This window comes from Terrimonas ferruginea DSM 30193, from assembly GCF_000425585.1.
Taxonomy (GTDB): domain Bacteria; phylum Bacteroidota; class Bacteroidia; order Chitinophagales; family Chitinophagaceae; genus Terrimonas; species Terrimonas ferruginea.
Genome location: NZ_KE384401.1, coordinates 110,768 through 128,465, shown reverse-complemented (window position 1 = coordinate 128,465; position 17,698 = coordinate 110,768). Strand labels below are relative to the sequence as shown.

Here is a 17,698-nt window from a genome sequence, read left to right as displayed (position 1 = left end):
TAAAAAAACAGGGCATTGCTGCCCTGCATTTAATTTTCTCTTATTCAAGAATAAACCGCTGTACACCATTTTCTGTTGACAGGAAATAAATCCCCGCAGGACAGGATGATAAGGGTATCGAAATCAACCCCGCATTCTTCCGTTGATCAAACCACACCCGGCCAGACACATCGGCGACCCTGATCTGTTGCGTATTATCGAGGCGAAGGGAAAGATTTTTATTACGTACCGGATTATTCAGGATCAGGGCAGAACCGGCGCCGGCACGCACTGAAATAACATTGCTGTAGGTAAAACGTCCATCGTTATCCACCTGTTTGATGCGGTATTGATGACGGCCATTACCCGGCGCGCGATGAACAAACCGGTATTGCTGTTGTATTAATTCATTACCGCTGGCCTCTTTTCTTCCTAACGCCTCCCAATCACCATTTTCCAACTGATGTTCGATAACAAAATAGTCGTTGTTGGTTTCCGAAGCGGTAGCCCAGTTCAGTTCCACATCCGAACCCAGCCATTTATAAGTAAACGAAAGCCAGTTAACAGGAAGTGTAATGGAAATAGTAGCCGTGAACATCGGACTGGTAGTACCGTCTCCGAAAGCTACCGCCCATAAGCGGTTGGCGGTGCCGGTTTTACCAACGGCAACCCCATTGAGGGCCTGTGTGGTACCGGATGGCTGGGAGCTCCAGCTTGTGCCGTCCCATTTTAATATTGTTCCGGCATTCCCTACCGCCCACATATTGTTGGCATTGCTGCCGGCTATCTGGTTGAGTGTAACAACACCACCGGCAGGAGTACGGTCGGTCCAGCTTACACCGTTCCATTGAAGGATGAAGCCAGTGTTACCGGCACTGCCGCTGCCTCCTACCACCCATACATTGTTGGGGGCAGAACCCCAGATACCCCGAACTGCCGTATACCCAGCGCTCAACTGCACATCCCAGGAAGAAGCGCCCGCATTCCATCTTGCGATCACACCATTAAGACCCGAGGTACCTACCACCCAAACGTTGTTGGCATCGGTTCCCCAGATTTTTAATCCCGCAAAGTCTGCCGGCAGACCTGCCGTACGTGATGTATAAACAATCCCATTGTAATGTACGAGTTGTGGACGCGTAGGCGAACTGGCAGCTGATCCGGAAAACCACACGTTGTTGGCCGCTGTTCCCCAGATGCCGCGGATAGAGCCTCCGGCCCAGCCGGTAGTAGCCGTGACGTTCGACCAGGATGTCCCGTTGTAGTACGTAAGCTGGTTACCGGTACTTGCGCCGCCGGCCCAGATATTAGAACCATTTGCGGCCCATACGGCAAACCGCTGCGCAGACACCGCGGTGGTCATTTGCGTCCAGGTACTGCCATTCCAGACCTGCACAAAACCGTTGTTACCGGTTGCATAAGCCGTATTGGCATCAGGTGCATAAACATCAAAAAGCGTGTTCACGCCCGGTTGCGGCGTAAAAGTTGACCAGACCTGAGCCCGGAGTTGCAAAGAGAAAAAGGAAAGGAATAAAAGAGCAGGTAAAAGTTTTTTCATGTATTTGGTTTAGAGGGTGACCACAAAAATAATCTTATTGCCGCATCAGTTTGTTCTTTTTTGTACATGGCGATCCCCTCCTTCAAAAAGATTTAAAAAAAATATCTTTTTTTGTCCCCTTATGCTTTGTTAAGTTGTCACTTCGTTATAAAAACAAAATCATGAAAGAATTTCTGCTGTTATTACGAGAAAGCACGGACCTGACACAAATGACGCCGGAGGAAATGCAGGCCGATATGCAGGCGCACCTTCAATGGATGGAAGAACTCGTACAAAAGGGACACTTCAAGGCTGGTAATCCGCTGGATACCGAAGGCCGCCACATCAGGGGCGCGAACCGCCTGGTCACCGATGGCCCTTATGTGGAAAGTAAAGAATGCATAAGCGGATTTTATTTTCTGCTTGCCTCTTCACTCGAAGAAGCCACAACCATTGCATCCGGCTGTCCCGCGTTGAACAATGGAGGCATGGTGGAAATCCGTGAAGTGATCGAAACACATGCAGCAGAGGGATAATCAACTGGAAAAGCTGACCGCCCATCTTTTCCGGGAAAATGCGGGAAAGATGGCGGCTGTGCTCAGCCGCCGCTTCGGCCTGGAACAACTCGACACGATTCTCGATTGTATCCAGGACACATTCGAAGCGGCACTCGTCCGTTGGCGCTACGGCAACGTACCCGATAATCCCGCAGCCTGGCTGATGACCGTGAGCCGCCATAAACTCATCAATGCATTGCAAAGAAATGCGCGGATGAACCTGGAAGAAACGATCACGACGCAGGAAACCACAACACAACCTGACTTCGTTATCGATGAGCAGCATATACTCGACAGCCAGCTTCGCTTGTTACTCGCCTGCTGCCAGCCCGTGATATCGGAAAAAAATCAAATTATCCTCACCCTGCATATTCTCTGCGGGTTCGGGGTACCCGAAATAGCCAACGCATTGCGCATGCAACAGGAGGCGGTCAAAAAAAGCCTGACACGCAGCAAGGCTTTACTCCGGCAACAACCACTGCAACAGCTCACACAGGCCTCCCCGATCGACGGCGACCGTTTACCGCTTGTACTCACCATTCTTTATTTACTCTTCAACGAAGGTTACAAGACTACGAGAAAAGCAAAAGGCATCGATCCCGATCTTTGTTACGAAGCGATACGGTTGACGCGCATTGTATTTGACACCGTCACCATCAACCGTGAACAAACTGCCGCCTTGCTGGCGCTGCAGTTTCTCACGTTATCCAGGTTTCCGGCAAGGCTAACAGATGCAGGCGAATGGTTATCGCTCGAAGAACAAAACCGCGACTTGTGGGATCAGCGTATGATCACCGAAGGATTCTCCTATTTGCGCAAAGCCACTCAGGGCAGGCAAATCAGCCGTTATCATTTCGAAGCGCTGATTTCCTCTATTCACTGCTGCGCAAAAATGTTCCAAGACACCGATTGGCCATCCATCGTAATGCTTTACCGTCAATTGGAAGAATTGCATCCGGAAGATGCTTCACTTATCCTCAATCGCATCATTGCGGAAAGTTATTATTCGGATCCGACAGATTGCCTGCACGAATTGAACAGCACAGCTTCTCTCCATCAAATTCCCGGCTTCCTGCTCGAAGCCGCCAGAGGCCATCTCCTTCAGCGCGCGGGTTTATACGCCGACGCTGCAAACGCCTACCTGCTGGCCAAATCGCTGGCCCAGTCCCCCGTCGATCAGCGCTTCCTCGAAAAGAAAATAAAAGCATGCGGTTGACAGTACGCAGGTCTGTCAATTTTATTGCCCGGGCAATATGACGGAATAAATGGTCGTTAAGCCTTTTGTAAACTACTGCTTCGCTTTGCAGTCTATCTTTGATCCTGATCTTCAGACAAACATCACTTCGCTTTTATTTATGAAAGGAAAACAACTCCGCCGGTGTGCGCTCACACTGATGGCTATCGGAATTTTGTCTTCATACGGACAATCAAAACGACTTTCGTATGAGCAGACTTTCAAAAGTCAGCCGAATGCCATATACAAAGAGGTTCCATCTTTCGTAAAATGGTTGGGCGATGATAGTATGCTGATCAAAGAAAAAGGCAAACAGTTTATCGTGCACGTTGCCTCTGGCAACCGCAGCGCATACAATGAGCCGGCTACCCAATCCTCTGTCAGCGCTCCTAAAGACGCACAATACTATGTGCCGTCGCCATCGGGCGACCGGGCAGCGGTTATAAGAAAAAATGACCTGTATATGCGCAATCAGCAGACGGGCACAGAACAACGCATTACGCGGGACGGCAATGATTCGTTGCTGAATGGCGTTGCCTCATGGGTTTATGAAGAAGAGATCACGGGTAGAAAGACTGCCTGTGTATGGTGGAGCGAGGACGGGCGTTATCTCGCATTCATGCGTTTTGATGAATCAAATGTTCCGGTTTTCATGCTCTATCAGTCACCAGGCAAAACAGGTAACTGGCAAAAACAACGTTTCCCCCAGCCCGGCGACCACAACCCGCGGGTTCGCATCGGCATTGTGGAAGTTGCCACATCCAAAATAACCTGGGCCGATTTCAGGGAGAACGATGATCAGTATTTCGGTATCCCGTTTTTTGCCCCCGATAATCAGTTGTGGGTAAAATGGCTTAACCGTGCGCAGAACAATTTAAAACTATACGCCGTAGATCCGCTGAGCGGTAGTAAACGCGAAGTATATGATGAAAAGCAACCTACATGGGTGGCCATCGGCGAAGGCGTTAACGTTCGCTTCCTGGAAGACGGCAAACATTTCATATTGCGTTCCTATCGTTCGGGATGGCCTCATTTTTATTTACATGAGATGAACGGCCGTGAGATCAGGCAACTGACCAGTGGAGACTACAGTTGCGGATTTGTCATCAAAACAGACCCGAAGAAGAACCTGTTGTGGTTCACTGCCCGCAAAGAAAACTCTGCCCGCACTGACATCTATGAAATGAAATCAGATGGAAAAAATCTCCGTCGCGTAACGCAAGGTGACTATAATTTACAGGATGTGTATTTTTCTCCTTCCAATAAATACATCGTTGTAAAACGTTCTAATATTCATACACCCGATCAGTTGGTAGTGCTGGATTTCCAGGGAAAGACCGTACGGGAACTTGGCAATGCCAAAGGGGCCGATTTCGACAACTATGCGTTGCCCGGGAAAACCTTTAACCGCGTTAAAACTACGGATGGCAAATATGAGCTGCCCGTTGTGATCACCTACCCGATCGGGTTTGACAGCGCTAAAAAATATCCGATGATGTTGTATGTCTATGGCGGCCCCAATGCAGGCAAAGTATATGACGAATGGAATACACCGCTCGCCGATATCTGGTGGGCGCAGGAGGGCATGATACAGGTAACGGCCGACAACCGCAGCAGTGGCCATTTTGGAAAAAAAGGAATGGATGAAATTCATCGCCGGACCGGCATCATGGAAATCGAAGATTTCATGGCAGTAGGACGATGGCTTAAACAACAATCCTGGGCCGATACGTCAAAACTGGCCATTATGGGTTATAGTTTTGGCGGTTACATGACCTGTATGGCATTGACCTATGGCGCCGATGTATTCAACTACGGACTTTCACACTGGCCCAATACAAACTGGAAACTTTACGACACCCATTACACCGAACGTTACATGGATTCGCCGGAGGAAAACCCCGAAGGGTACAAGATCACTGCGGTGGAACATTACGCGCACCGCTACAAAGGTTTCCTGCGTATCGTACACGGCACGGCCGACGACAACGTTCATCCGCAACATGTATTGCAGGTTGCCGATACCTTACAGAACCTCGGAAAACACTTTGAGCTGTCGTTTTATCCCGGCCAGGGTCATGGTTTCCGGGGGGATAAGTGGCTGCACAATAAAAATGAAACAGCCCGTTTTTATTACCGCTACCTGTTAAACAAACCTATCCCTGATTTTTTAAAGTAAGTCTGTAGTTTTATACCAAAGAAAATGGCTATGGATCGCTCTTATGTGGAAGACAGGGTATTCGAAAAACAGGATTTCCGTCAGAACCGGCTACCCAGGGCGGAGTATGACAACTGCCGCTTTGTGCATTGTCAGTTCGACAACACGGATATGTCGGAAATTCATTTCGCCGATTGCCGGTTCGACCACTGCAACCTGAGCAATGCGAAACTGCTGCAAACCGCATTCAAGAACATCAAATTCAAAGATTGCAAGTTAATGGGGTTGTTGTTTGATACCTGCAGCGAGTTTTTATTTGAGGTCGACTTTGAGCATTGCACGCTGAACTTCTCCTCGTTCAGTAACAGAAAAATGAAAAAGACCTCCTGGCGCAACTGCACATTGCAGGAAGTTGATTTTACGGGGGCGGACCTCACTGCGGCCATCTTTTCACAAACGACATTATCCGGTGCCCGGTTTGAAAATACGGTATTGGAAAAAACCGATTTCCGCACAGCGACGCTGTTCTCCATCAATCCCGAGATCAATAAAATGAAAAAAGCAAGGTTCAGTGCCGGGGGTGCATTGCAGTTGCTGGATAAGTATGAGCTGGAGATAGAAGGTTGAAGGTAGAAGGCCCGACACTCCGGGCCGAAGCTTCGGCCTAAGGTAAACGGTAAAAGGGAAACTGCTTAATATTGTTGGTATTAATACCAACAATGGCGGAAGGTCCCTCAGGAGCTTCAGGGCGCGTAAGCATCCACCGTTCATCCTCTAACATTCGTGAGGACATGAAACAACAAAAAAACAGCATCCATTCGCCTATTGACTTATTCACTCCCGAGGCTTCGGGATGACGCTTCACGATTCACGATTGACGATTCACGATTCACACCATCCGTCGACTTTAACTTTTCTCTGATAACAGGCCTATTATCTTCGCCCAAACCAACAATCATGCACAAGCTTATCCTCGCTCTCGCTTTCGCGGGTGCCACTTTATCTGTCAATGCCCAGGATTCCCCGCCGGCAACAACAGACGTTCTCAAAGCAACCATCCTCAGCCCCGGCGTCAGCTACGAAAAATCGATTGGCAAAAAACATACCCTTTACGGACAGCTATATGCCAGCCCGACTATACAATACTTATATTCGAGCAGTCTCGGCAGTGAGTTCGATTTTTACCTCGACCCGGCGGCCATGGTCCAATACCGCTATTATTACAACCTGGAAAAAAGAGCCGGTAAAGAAAAATTCACAAGACTCAACAGTGGCAACTATTTTGGCGCAACCGTTCAGACTTATCTGTCAAAAGTGAGGCTCGACAGCGACCAGCTCGAAGAATCCAAACGCCGTCCGGTTACAACTATCGGCGCCATTTGGGGAATGCAACGCAACTATGCCAAACGTTTCAGTCTTGATATCAACCTCGGCGCCGGCTACCAGTTTGCGTCCGTTTTAACGGAAGACATCAACTATAATTTTGTTCGCCGTACCGAGGGCCGGTTTACACTTATTGCAGATGTAGGGATCGGTATCTGGCTGAATAAACGCTCCTGATCTTTTCCTTCGAGAGGCCGAAGAATCGGCCTCAGGAACCGCCTTCGAGCCCTTCGAGAACCTCAGGGATCTATGGCTGTTTTATTCACGATTGACGATTGACAATTGACAATTGACGATTCACCATTGACTTATTCACCATTCACGATTGACGCTTCACCAGCGCCGCCAACACGAGCACGAGCGACACCACAATACTCACCGTACGTATCGTGTGAAGTTTGTTCCACGGAATTTCAAAACTTACACGCAGTTGCTCCATATCCGCGACCGTCAGATCCGCTTTATCCAACATTTCATTCAATGGTACATTTCCCATGATCGTTACACCAAAAGCACCGACGGCATAGACCAACGCAGCCGCCAGGAACAAATAAAACTGCACACTCATGCCTCCACGGTAAGCCAGCCACGCGCTGAGTGGCAGCAGCACCACCGTTGTTACAAATGGCAGGAGGAAAAATGGATTCAGAATCGCACGATTGATGACCTGCATCGCACGCAGGTACTCACTCGCCTGCAACTTGTTAAGACCGGGATTCACCGAGCAACTGTATGCGTAAAATACGCCGGCCATCAGCGCAAGAAAAAATGCAGTGATGAAGACAATGATTTGCTGAATTGACATACTGATTTTTTAAAGACTTTTTTAATAAGAAAGACCCGGAGCCTGATGCACGTACTGTTCAGACGACAATTGCATCAACATGAACAACGCTACATCCTGCCGGGACACTTTAAGCCTGAGTCCACGTTCCTCTTCACCAAATCCGTGACGGTATTGCCCCGTTGCGGGTCCATCAGTCAATGCAGCCGGACGTACGATGGTCCAGTCCAGGTTGCTGTTCATGATATAACGCTCCTGTATTTCGTGATCGCGGTAAGCTTCGCGCAGCATCAGGCCAAACATTATATGTTTCCAGAAAAAATTCAGGTGAACACGACTATCTCCGGCGCCCAATGTTGTCTGGCAGATAAACCGGCGGACTTTATTTTTCTGCATTGCTTCGATAACATGACGCGTGCCTTCTGAGCGTATCGTTCCTTTGCGGCCTGCTCCCAATGTCGACAGCACCGCATCTTTGCCTCTTACGGCCTTCTCTACCGAAATGGCATCCATCACATCGCCACTCATCAATTGCAGATTGTGATGACGTATTTGGCGGAGAGGTTCGGGGTTGCGGGAGAATGCCGTTACACGATGCCCGAGCGAAAGCGCCTGCTTAACCACTTCGCGGCCCGTAGTGCCTGTTGCTCCGATGATCAGTAGTTCCATAAAACTTATTTTTGTTGTGATTTAATAAGTCAAAACTACCGTGGCAACAAGGGGATAAATAGTAAGATTCCGACAAAGTAATCAGGGCATCAATGTATGCTCGCGGAATGGCAGGGCAGGCTGTTTGGTAAATTCAAGCGGGGAAAAACCGGTAAACTCGCGGAAGGTTCTTATAAAATGAGATTGATCGGTATAACCGTTTTCAAATGCAACATCGGAGAGCTTATCGTAGCGGCTTTCTTTCAATTGATTCAATGATGCCTGGAAGCGGCATATTTTTGAGAACATCCTCGGCGACACACCAATGTACTGGCTGAATCGCCGCTCGAAGGTTCTTTCGGTCATGCAAAGTTCTTTATGCAGGGAACGGAGCGATTTTTCACCTTTGGAGCGCAGCAAATGGGTAACCGCATATTGCAATACGCCGTCGACTTCTTTTTTCTGCAGCGCGATCAGTTGCAACAGGTAACCGGATATCAGACCGATGTCATGATGCATCGAATCCGACTCCTGCAAACGCTCGGCCATTCGCATACCCGGTGCCACCGGCAGCAATGAAAGATCCACACAGGCATCCGTTATCTCCTGTGCGTTGAAACCGAAAACACCCCGCAGCACGTGCGGATAAAAATAAAAAACGAGCAGCGTTGATGACCCCTCCGTCACCAGATCGATCGGCCTTACTGTTTGCCCGTAAAGGAAGAACGGAGCCGTTACTTCGCGGCTTTCCCCGGCTTCCAGCGGCTTGCCGGAACGGTGAAAGATAACACCGGGACATCCGTCGGCAAAGAAGCGGAACGACTGACCTTGCCCGCCACAACGCAGCACACGGATGTATTTTACATACGGGCGCAATGCCGGTTCCGGCACATATAATTCATGATCTGGCAGGGGCGTTATCATATTCAGATTATAAAGTTAAAGAAAACGGGAGGAGACGCCGGCAAACCGGTCCGGTTTCCGCCGGAAATACAAAGCTCGGCGATGTGGCCGGAAAAAAATAGAACGGAACCGACATAGGACAAAACCCTTATCGACTTCTTGAGGTATCAATTAGCGAACCGTAGAAAAGATTGAGTAAGCGGTAAGGAGTTCATTGACACTTGTCATAAAATAGCTAAAAAAGGTGAGTGGTATTCTTTCTTCTCATTTTACATTATACCTTTATTTCATTGAAAGACACCTAAGGCTTAACGAAGAAGCTGCTAACCGCATGCATCCGCTTAAAGACGAACTATATCAAAGGTTAAGGACTGACTTTACACTTTTCGATTTTTTCCAGGATTCAGGACCCGATGGTTGCTGGTACAGGACTCTCGAAAACAGTCAGGAGTGCTGGGCTAATTCAGGCCTGTTGAAACTATTAGGTTATGCCCCTTCATTACCCGGCATACCTGAATGGTCGCAGCTCAGTGATCCGGAAGAAACCAAAGCGCTGGACAACGATCTGCGCGCATCATCCACCACAAAAAGTTTCACGCGCATCCTTCATTACCGTCACCAGACAGGCTTCCGCCTGCCGATGCAAACCACTTTATTGCCTGTGGCGGATGCAGATGGCCGCGTTGTTAAAGTACTCGGGCTTGTAAGATTATTACAGACCGGCCCTGACGCACTCGGCGAACTTTACCAGCAAAACAAACGGCTCAACGATATTCTTGCCGGCAGCAACGCCGGTACCTGGGAATGGGATGTATCCACGGACCGGCTTACCGTCAATACACAGTGGAAGATCATTGCAGGTATTGAAACAAGCGATACTTTTTCAGGAAACGACTGGCTCGCGTATATACATCCCGATGACCGCGCAAAAAGCGAAGACATCCGTCGCAAATACCTTTCCGTATCGGCGGCCTATGAATGCGAGTACCGCATCAAAAGCGCTATCGATGGATGGATATGGGTGATTGAACGCGGCCGCGTATCACAACGCGATGCGAACGGGCGGTCTTCCCGCGTATCCGGCACCTTGCAGGATATTACCGTCCGCAAGACCGCCGAACTCGCACTCATCACACTTCGCAACAGACAGGAACAAACCAATCAGGCCGCGCGCATCGGTACCTGGGAAATTGATCCCGTCAGTCTCAGCCTCACCTGGAACCAGGTGACCCGCGAAATACATGAAGTGCCAGACGAATTTGTTCCGGAGCTCAACTCCGCACTCGGCTTTTATACAGACCCCAAAAGCAAGGAAGCCATCACAACCGCTTTTGCCAAAGCAATTGAAACCGGAACGCCTTACGATCTGGAATTAAAGATCACCACATATACCGGCAAAGAAAAATGGGTAAGAGCGATCGGCGTTGCCGAAATGTCCGAAGGCAGATGTGCATGGCTTTATGGAACGTTCCAGGACATTCATGAAAGTAAAATGATACAGGTGCGGCTAAGGGAAAGCGACGAGCGGAACCGGATCTTCGTAGAACAGGCCCCGAATGCGCTCGCCATGTTTGACCGCAACATGCACTACATTGCCGCATCACAACAATGGCTGAAGGATTACAGCCTGAAAGGCCAGTCAATCATCGGCCGTTCGCATTATGAAATATTCCCCGAAATAGGAGAAAGCTGGAAAAAGATCCACCAGCTTTGCATGATGGGGGCCATCGATAAATGCGACGAAGCCAGATTCGTACGGCAGAACGGCGCCGTTCAATGGATCGCATGGGAAGTACGGCCCTGGTATATCCGCGACGGCGAAATCGGCGGCATCCTGATGTATACGGCCGATATTACCGAACGCAAACAGGTACAACAACAATTGCGCATCAACGAAGCACAACTGCGCGGCGCCTTTGAGAACTCCACTACCGGTATGGCGCTCGTTGGTCTCCGCGGCGACTGGCTAAAGGTCAATAACAGCCTTTGCAAATTCATCGGCTACAGCGCAGAAGAATTGTTACAGATTCGTTTCCAGGACATCACACATCCCGAAGACCTCGATGGTGATCTTGACCTGCTGGAAGAACTGCTCGCAGGCAAGCGCGATTATTACCGTATGGAAAAACGGTACATCCACAAACAGGGACATACCGTATGGGCGCTGCTTTCCGTCTCACTCATCCGCAGCGCCGAAGGACAACCACTGCACTTTGTATCGCAGATCAATGATATCACCGACGAGAAAAAACTCGCACAACTTCGTCTCGCGATTCAAGATCAGGCTTATAGTTTTATCGCGCATGAACTGCATGAAAACTTTGCACAAACTTTAGCCGCCACACGCATGTTCATCGAGTTATCGATGGATGGCAACCAGGACAGGCAAACATTTTTACAAAAAAGCCTTGAGAACATCGAGACGCTTACACAACAGATACAGGCGCTCACACAAACCATTGCTCCTACCACACTGATCAACGAAGACTATTTCAGCCTCATCGGCGACCTGGTGGAAAACTATACCGGGCAGGCAGGCATGAAGATCCGTTACGACTTTGATCCCGATGTCAGTTCCGCCGATCCGGCAACAGGTTTTCATCTTTTCCGCATCCTGGAAAACCAACTGAAATCGGCAGCCAGGCGGCAGGCGCAGAAAGTATCGATCATCATCAGTAAAGGACAACTGCTGCACATTAGCGTAAGCGATGATGGCATAGACCATTCCGAACATGATACGGAACTGCTTATGTTGCAGGACGATATTATCACACGCGTGGAACTGGTAAAAGGAAAAGTGAAAAAGCTCGGCCGCGCTGGCGACCTGCAGATACTGTCACTGGACATTCCCTGTTAAACATTTTCCGTCATTATCATTATTCCGAGGATTATTTACCTGTATCTTTGTGCCGCTTTGTACAGGATAGTCGCTATCATATTGCTCCTTTCATTCACCGCCCAGACCTTCATGCGGGGCGTTTACTTCCTTGACTATTATACCAACCGCATGGCTTACGCCAAAGATTGCGTCAACAAGGCCAGACCACAGCTTCATTGCGACGGTAAATGTCAGTTGATGCAAAAGATCAAGGCGCAAGAAAAGAAAGAGCAGGAAAACCAGGAGAAAAAAGCAGAACTCAAAGTTCCTTTACTCGTACTCTCCTCCCGTTCCTTCTATCACACCGGCGAATTGAAAACAACCAACAACACTACCGGCGAATATGCTGTATTCCAGGTAGCGGCTACTGTTGATCAACCGTCTTCTTTCTTTCATCCTCCCGCTGCCTAGTGTTCATTTTTATCCATGTGCATCCGGTTTGTCCGACCGGCTATGCCGACGTGTATTTATCTCTGAACACTAATTAATATTTCCATGAAAAAATATGTTTTCATGGCCAGCGTGGCCATGCTCTTCATCGTATCCTGTAAGAAAGATGTAAACGACACATCTGATGAAAGTGAATTGGTTCCTCTTTCCGTTGAATTTGACAATATCGTTGGGGGACAAAATCTCTTTCTCAACACCGTTACCTACACCAATGGGGCGGGAGAAGACTTCAACGTAAGTATGTTCCAATACTTTATCAGCAATATCAGCCTTCGTCGTGCCGATGGCACCGAATATGTAGTAAACCAGGACAGCAGCTATTTTCTCATTCGTGAAAGCGATGCCGCTACGCGTTTCGCCAGGGTAAAAGTACCGGAAGGCGATTACAGGCAGCTCAGCTTTATACTCGGTGTTGACAGCCTGCGCAGCACCATGGACATTACCAAACGTACCGGCGTGCTCGACCCCTCAGGCGGTATGGAAGACGGCATGTACTGGGGCTGGAACAGCGGATATATTTTCGTAAAGTTTGAAGGCATTTCCCCCTCTGCCCCCGTTGATCCATCCGGGCAGCGAAAGTTCCGTTATCATATCGGCGGATTCGGAGGCTACTCTGCTCCAACGATCAACAACATCAAAAAAATTACGATCGACCTTTCTGCCTCCGGCATTGCCCGGCCGCGCAAAGGACGTAATGCCAATATTCACCTGATGGTAGACCTGCTGAAAATCTTCAACAATTCCAATAACCTTAGTATTGCCACCAATCCAACGGTAATGTTTAGTGATTTCAGCACCAATATCGCCAATAATTATACGGCCATGTTCTATCATGACCATACTGAAAACTGATCGCCATTTTTCAATCAAATAAGCTAATTATGAGCAAGCGATTCTGGCTTTTCAGCGTTGGTTTTATTATTCTTGTTTCATGCAGCAAGGATATCGTTGACCAGTTTGAAGGCTTCCGGAAACCCTCGCATTTTCCTGAACCTTCTTACGCGCTGAACAACAATCCCATTACCAAAGAAGGCTTTGAACTCGGCAGAAAACTGTTCTATGAGCCCCGCCTTTCAAGAAACAATACCATTTCCTGCGGTAGCTGTCATATCCAGTCATCTGCCTTTACACAACATGGCCACGATGTAAGTCATGGTATCGACGACCGGTTGGGAAAACGCAATTCACCACCTATTATGAACCTTGCGTGGAGCCCTTCGTTTATGTGGGATGGTGGCGTATTCGATCTCGACCTGCAACCCATTGCGCCCATCACGGCCCATGAAGAAATGGATGAAAGCGTAGCCAATGTTCTTCAGAAACTGAAAGCACACCCCGATTATCCGAAGCTTTTCAAAAAGGCATTTGGTTCCGAAGAAATCACAACGGCAAGAATGATGAAAGCTCTTTCGCAATTCATGATCCTTTGTGTAAGCGCCAATGCAAAGTATGATCGCGTAAAGCAGGGAAAAGAAATCTTTACGGCAGATGAACAAGCCGGCTACACGGTTTTTCAGCAAAAATGCAGCAATTGTCACGCTGAACCGTTGCTCACGGATTTCTCCTTCCGCAACAACGGCATTGCCATCGGCACCAACAATGACGAAGGACGTTATCTCGTGACGCTGAATCCTGCCGATAAATACAAGTTTAAAGTACCAAGCCTCCGTAACTTGTCGTACACGGCTCCTTACATGCACGACGGCAGGTTTTATACGCTGGATGCCGTGATCGATCATTACCGCAGCCGGGTGCAGAACACACCCAACCTCGATCCCTCATTGCAACCCGGGCAAGGCATTGCCATCAGCGATGACGAGAAAACAAAGCTGATCGCATTTCTCAAAACATTAGACGATAAAGATTTTATCACCAACCGGCTCCTGTCGGAGCAATAGATTATGAAAAATATATTATTACCCGCCATACTGTTGTGCTTGTTATACGCCTGCGGCAATGAACCCGCCAAAACAGACCACTCAAAACATAACATGCCGCAGAGCGCTTCGTCCGGGTATTGCGATAGCATCAACAACGGACTGATCAAAGACGATACGCTCAAAGGAAGTCCGCAACGCACCGCCATGGCAACTGTCGGCGGCGTGCACGTACACATCGTTTATCATTCTCCCGGCGTGCGTGGCCGCGTGATCTGGGGCGGACTGGTTCCCTATGACCAGGTTTGGGTGGCCGGCGCTCATCAGGCTACAACCATTCAACTGAATGGCCCGGTGAAAATAAATGAACAAGCATTACCCGCAGGTACTTATGCTTTCTTCATCATACCCGGCCGCGATCAATGGATTGCTATATTCAACAGCCGGCATGAACAACATTTAACGGATGAATACAATCCCAAAGAAGATGTGTTACGCTTCAATGTAACGCCCGAAGACCACGAAGAAACGCCGCGGCTCACCTACGCCGTAGACCGTGTGGATGATCAGTCCGGCGCTATTACTTTTCTCTGGGAGAAAAAACATATTCATATTCCTTTCACTTCAATTGCTACAAAATGATAAAATCTGCGGGAACAGCATTTTTGCTGTTGTTTATTTCCCTGTCGTCTTATGCCTGCGATATCTGCGGCAGTGGCGGTGGCGGATCATACATGGGCCTGTGGCCTTCGTTCAAAAAAAGATTCATCGGCTTGCGCTTTCAGCAAAATGGCCTGCGCGATCATCTTGGTCCAGGTGGCAGTATCACTTATTTAACTACCAAAGAAACCTATCGCGTGGCGGAGGTATGGGGTGCCGTAAACTTTGGACAACGATTCCGCGTGGCGGCTTTTGTTCCGTATAATTTTATTGAAAGAAAAAACCAGGAAGGCACCACTTCCCGCAACGGCATCGGAGATGTGAGCATGGTGGGTTATTACCGGTTGCTTAATCACCAGCAAGCTGTTGGCGATAAATTGCTGGAGCAAAATCTCTGGATCGGTGCGGGCTTCAAATTACCGACCGGACAATACAATAAAGAAGAAAAGAATATCGAACAGGCCGGACAGAATACATTTCAACTTGGCACGGGCAGCATGGATTTTTCCGCTCACCTGATGTATGATATCAAATTCGGTAAAGCCGGATTAAATGTTAACTCGTCTTATAAGATCAACAACTACAACCAGGCTGATTACCGGTATGGAAACAAGTTCACCCTGAACAGTCTGCTTTATTATCAGGCGGTGAAAACATCGAAGCTGGTCGTATCACCCAATGCGGGTCTGTTGTATGAAACATCGCAGAAGGACCACAACACGCGGGAACTGGAAGTATTCGCAACCGGCGGTCATTCATTGATGGGAACGGTGGGAACAGAATTTGCAGCCGGCAACATAGGCATAGGTGCTAATTATCAGCATCCGCTCAGTCAGCAATTAGGTGAGGGGAAAGTGCGCGCGCGCGACCGTTGCATGGTATATGTGAGTTACTCTTTTTAATATAAAATAAAAATCCCTCCCCAAACTCAAGGGGAGGGAATCGTAGTGAACGGATCATCGCCTCTGTAGCTATCGCCGTGGTTTACGCACGGTTGTTGTCTTTGTTGTTTTTACTTTGCGCGGACCAACACCCTGTCTTGTGGTGGTGGTTCTTTGCGTCACGCGTCCCTGTGTGTTATGCGTGCGGCCGTTGTTAATAGTAGTTGTACGGCGTGTGCTGCGATAACGGGTAACGGAAGCCTGATGACGATTATATACGGTTACCGATGTTACGCGCACTGGTCTGTAAATGCGTGGCGCACGTACAATACGGTGTGTGCGCACTACCACATATCGCGGGCGATAGGGTGCATAACGAACATAGAATACCGAATGACGCACCGGTCTCCAGGGACGCCACCACATCGGACGCGCACGCCATGTCCAGGGTGATGTCCAGATTACATAGGCAGGTGCATACACAAATCTTACTGAAGGCCAGAACCAAACATTTACGATAATGCCTGTACCTTCTTCCATCACCGCAGGTCCGTGCGCATAGCGCGTACCGCCGGAGAGGAAGGAAGTTGAGTTGCCATCGTCTTCGGGTTCCACGATCTTTTCTTCCCCATAAAGATCCTCGTCGCCAACGATCTGGATGACGGCGGTATTCTCGCCCGTCTTTTCCAGTTCTATCACGGCCACGTCCTGGCTTTCCGAGGCCGAGATCGTAGCCTGTAGTACAATCGTATGCACATCTCCGTCGCGGTGATCGATCACGCGGATGTAATCGATATCGCCGTCGCCGTTGAGGTCGAGGTTGTTAACGTTATTGCCTTCGGTATTGAGGGCTTTTTCAAATGCTTCGGGTGAAGCGGAGTTTTTGAAGAGATCGAGCGCCGCCTCAAGACTGAAGTTGTCTCCGGGTAACCCGGTTGAATCGGTCTGTGCCATAACCGGCATTGCCGCCAGGGAAAAGCACAGCGCCATTAAATATTTCGCTTTCATAACAGGCTTATTTCCTATAAGACTCAAAAAAAATGTCCGGGTTTAGCCGGACATTTAAAAAAGCTTTGGGGAAGCAATTACCATTCTGCAATTACAGTTACGCCGCCTTTGGGTTTATCGCCCAGCTTGGTTACGATTTTCGCATTCAGCGGAAGCAGGATATCTACGCGCGAACCGAATTTGATGAATCCCATTTCATCATTCTGGCGCACCTGCTGGCCAGGCTGCACGTAATTGACAATACGTTTGGCGAGTGCACCGGCAATCTGCTTGGTCAGCACTTCTTTATTTCCTTTGCGGTAAACGACCGTGTGGCGTTCATTTTCCGTCGATGATTTGGGGTGCCAGGCTACGAGGTACTTGCCTTTGTGGTATTCACTGTACACTACTTCACCGGTCACGGGATTGCGGTTAACGTGTACATTCAATGGGCTCATGAAAATAGAAACCTGTATGCGGCGGTCATTGAAATATTCATCTGCCTGCACTTCCTCGATCACCACCACCTTACCATCGCAGGGTGCCACGATATAGTTTTCACCAACGGTATAGGTGCGTTTGGGAATGCGGAAAAACGAAATAATGAAAATGAGCAAGCCCAGTGTGGCGATAAAGATCAGCGTGCTGATCACGGGCGCCTGGAAACTGAGCAGGTAAAAGGAAAGCAGGTTGATAACAGCAAACACGATGGCAGTGATGGCGATTGTGGCTGAACCTTCTTTGTGAATCGTCATTGTTTTTAAATTGAGGTGCAAAGATAG

Annotated in this window: 17 protein-coding genes; 11 read left to right on the top strand and 6 right to left on the bottom strand. The window is 48.8% G+C overall.

What is annotated here, in order from left to right; genetic code table 11:
- Window positions 1-40: 40 nt before the first annotated feature.
- Window positions 41-1,537, bottom strand: coding sequence for a T9SS type A sorting domain-containing protein (locus H608_RS0118390; RefSeq protein WP_028788970.1), 1,497 nt, complete (start codon window positions 1,535-1,537; stop codon window positions 41-43).
- A gap of 161 nt (window positions 1,538-1,698) precedes the next feature.
- Here H608_RS0118390 and H608_RS0118385 point away from each other — a divergent pair, with 161 nt between their 5' ends.
- The 5 genes from H608_RS0118385 to H608_RS0118365 all read left to right on the top strand — a co-directional run bounded on the left by H608_RS0118385 (window position 1,699) and on the right by H608_RS0118365 (window position 7,025).
- On the top strand, window positions 1,699-2,052 hold the full coding sequence (locus H608_RS0118385; RefSeq protein WP_028788969.1) for a YciI family protein: 354 nt from the start codon (window positions 1,699-1,701) through the stop codon (window positions 2,050-2,052).
- Complete coding sequence (locus H608_RS0118380; protein ID WP_081658949.1) at window positions 2,036-3,289, top strand: RNA polymerase sigma factor; 1,254 nt, start codon at window positions 2,036-2,038, stop codon at window positions 3,287-3,289. The genes H608_RS0118385 and H608_RS0118380 overlap by 17 nt, the downstream gene beginning before the upstream one ends.
- An 85-nt stretch (window positions 3,290-3,374) precedes the next feature.
- Window positions 3,375-5,486 (top strand): S9 family peptidase, encoded by a 2,112-nt coding sequence (locus tag H608_RS22965; RefSeq protein WP_162142902.1) that lies wholly within the window; start codon window positions 3,375-3,377, stop codon window positions 5,484-5,486.
- 30 nt (window positions 5,487-5,516) lie between these two features.
- Entirely contained in the window at window positions 5,517-6,092 is a 576-nt protein-coding gene (locus tag H608_RS0118370) for a pentapeptide repeat-containing protein (protein ID WP_028788967.1), read from the top strand.
- 330 nt (window positions 6,093-6,422) lie between these two features.
- The gene (locus tag H608_RS0118365) at window positions 6,423-7,025 is read left to right on the top strand and encodes a DUF3575 domain-containing protein (RefSeq protein ID WP_028788966.1); all 603 of its coding nucleotides are present in this window, start codon (window positions 6,423-6,425) and stop codon (window positions 7,023-7,025) included.
- A 142-nt stretch (window positions 7,026-7,167) separates the two neighbouring features.
- Here H608_RS0118365 and H608_RS0118360 read toward each other — a convergent pair whose 3' ends face one another.
- From H608_RS0118360 to H608_RS22960, 3 genes are all read right to left on the bottom strand, one after another.
- Window positions 7,168-7,653, bottom strand: a complete 486-nt coding sequence (locus H608_RS0118360) for an anthrone oxygenase family protein (protein WP_038009078.1) — start codon at window positions 7,651-7,653, stop codon at window positions 7,168-7,170.
- A gap of 21 nt (window positions 7,654-7,674) precedes the next feature.
- Window positions 7,675-8,301 (bottom strand): NAD(P)-dependent oxidoreductase, encoded by a 627-nt coding sequence (locus H608_RS0118355; RefSeq protein WP_028788964.1) that lies wholly within the window; start codon window positions 8,299-8,301, stop codon window positions 7,675-7,677.
- An 81-nt stretch (window positions 8,302-8,382) separates the two neighbouring features.
- Window positions 8,383-9,204, bottom strand: coding sequence for a helix-turn-helix domain-containing protein (locus tag H608_RS22960; RefSeq protein ID WP_051268452.1), 822 nt, complete (start codon window positions 9,202-9,204; stop codon window positions 8,383-8,385).
- A 310-nt stretch (window positions 9,205-9,514) separates the two neighbouring features.
- Between H608_RS22960 and H608_RS0118345 the strand changes: the two genes are divergently transcribed.
- From H608_RS0118345 to H608_RS0118320, 6 genes are all read left to right on the top strand, one after another.
- Window positions 9,515-12,040 (top strand): PAS domain S-box protein, encoded by a 2,526-nt coding sequence (locus H608_RS0118345; RefSeq protein WP_028788963.1) that lies wholly within the window; start codon window positions 9,515-9,517, stop codon window positions 12,038-12,040.
- 57 nt (window positions 12,041-12,097) lie between these two features.
- On the top strand, window positions 12,098-12,472 hold the full coding sequence (locus H608_RS23870; RefSeq protein WP_155990247.1) for a hypothetical protein: 375 nt from the start codon (window positions 12,098-12,100) through the stop codon (window positions 12,470-12,472).
- An 84-nt stretch (window positions 12,473-12,556) separates the two neighbouring features.
- On the top strand, window positions 12,557-13,363 hold the full coding sequence (locus tag H608_RS0118335; protein WP_028788962.1) for an MbnP family protein: 807 nt from the start codon (window positions 12,557-12,559) through the stop codon (window positions 13,361-13,363).
- A 29-nt stretch (window positions 13,364-13,392) separates the two neighbouring features.
- On the top strand, window positions 13,393-14,409 hold the full coding sequence (locus H608_RS0118330) for a cytochrome-c peroxidase (RefSeq protein ID WP_028788961.1): 1,017 nt from the start codon (window positions 13,393-13,395) through the stop codon (window positions 14,407-14,409).
- A 3-nt stretch (window positions 14,410-14,412) separates the two neighbouring features.
- Window positions 14,413-15,030 carry a DUF2911 domain-containing protein gene (locus H608_RS0118325; RefSeq protein WP_028788960.1) on the top strand — a complete coding sequence of 206 codons (618 nt, stop codon included), beginning with the start codon at window positions 14,413-14,415 and terminating at the stop codon, window positions 15,028-15,030.
- Entirely contained in the window at window positions 15,027-15,950 is a 924-nt protein-coding gene (locus H608_RS0118320) for a transporter family protein (RefSeq protein ID WP_028788959.1), read from the top strand. The genes H608_RS0118325 and H608_RS0118320 overlap by 4 nt, the downstream gene beginning before the upstream one ends.
- Window positions 15,951-16,019: 69 nt before the next feature.
- Here the strand turns inward: H608_RS0118320 and H608_RS22950 are convergent, their stop codons facing one another.
- On the bottom strand, window positions 16,020-16,937 hold the full coding sequence (locus tag H608_RS22950; RefSeq protein ID WP_051268449.1) for a hypothetical protein: 918 nt from the start codon (window positions 16,935-16,937) through the stop codon (window positions 16,020-16,022).
- Window positions 16,938-17,014: 77 nt separating this feature from the next.
- Window positions 17,015-17,671, bottom strand: a complete 657-nt coding sequence (locus tag H608_RS0118310) for a phosphatidylserine decarboxylase family protein (protein ID WP_028788958.1) — start codon at window positions 17,669-17,671, stop codon at window positions 17,015-17,017.
- Between the last annotated feature and the right edge of the window lie 27 nt (window positions 17,672-17,698).

What these genes read in the sequence shown, in the direction of transcription:
- H608_RS0118390 (WP_028788970.1), bottom strand. Translation starts at nt 1,537, where the DNA reads ATGAAAAAACTTTTACCTGCTCTTTTATTCCTTTCCTTTTTCTCTTTG.
- H608_RS0118385 (WP_028788969.1), top strand. Translation starts at nt 1,699, where the DNA reads ATGAAAGAATTTCTGCTGTTATTACGAGAAAGCACGGACCTGACACAA.
- H608_RS0118380 (WP_081658949.1), top strand. Translation starts at nt 2,036, where the DNA reads ATGCAGCAGAGGGATAATCAACTGGAAAAGCTGACCGCCCATCTTTTC.
- H608_RS0118370 (WP_028788967.1), top strand. Translation starts at nt 5,517, where the DNA reads ATGGATCGCTCTTATGTGGAAGACAGGGTATTCGAAAAACAGGATTTC.
- H608_RS0118365 (WP_028788966.1), top strand. Translation starts at nt 6,423, where the DNA reads ATGCACAAGCTTATCCTCGCTCTCGCTTTCGCGGGTGCCACTTTATCT.
- H608_RS0118360 (WP_038009078.1), bottom strand. Translation starts at nt 7,653, where the DNA reads ATGTCAATTCAGCAAATCATTGTCTTCATCACTGCATTTTTTCTTGCG.
- H608_RS0118355 (WP_028788964.1), bottom strand. Translation starts at nt 8,301, where the DNA reads ATGGAACTACTGATCATCGGAGCAACAGGCACTACGGGCCGCGAAGTG.
- H608_RS22960 (WP_051268452.1), bottom strand. Translation starts at nt 9,204, where the DNA reads ATGATAACGCCCCTGCCAGATCATGAATTATATGTGCCGGAACCGGCA.
- H608_RS0118345 (WP_028788963.1), top strand. Translation starts at nt 9,515, where the DNA reads ATGCATCCGCTTAAAGACGAACTATATCAAAGGTTAAGGACTGACTTT.
- H608_RS0118335 (WP_028788962.1), top strand. Translation starts at nt 12,557, where the DNA reads ATGAAAAAATATGTTTTCATGGCCAGCGTGGCCATGCTCTTCATCGTA.
- H608_RS0118330 (WP_028788961.1), top strand. Translation starts at nt 13,393, where the DNA reads ATGAGCAAGCGATTCTGGCTTTTCAGCGTTGGTTTTATTATTCTTGTT.
- H608_RS0118325 (WP_028788960.1), top strand. Translation starts at nt 14,413, where the DNA reads ATGAAAAATATATTATTACCCGCCATACTGTTGTGCTTGTTATACGCC.
- H608_RS0118320 (WP_028788959.1), top strand. Translation starts at nt 15,027, where the DNA reads ATGATAAAATCTGCGGGAACAGCATTTTTGCTGTTGTTTATTTCCCTG.
- H608_RS22950 (WP_051268449.1), bottom strand. Translation starts at nt 16,937, where the DNA reads ATGAAAGCGAAATATTTAATGGCGCTGTGCTTTTCCCTGGCGGCAATG.
- H608_RS0118310 (WP_028788958.1), bottom strand. Translation starts at nt 17,671, where the DNA reads ATGACGATTCACAAAGAAGGTTCAGCCACAATCGCCATCACTGCCATC.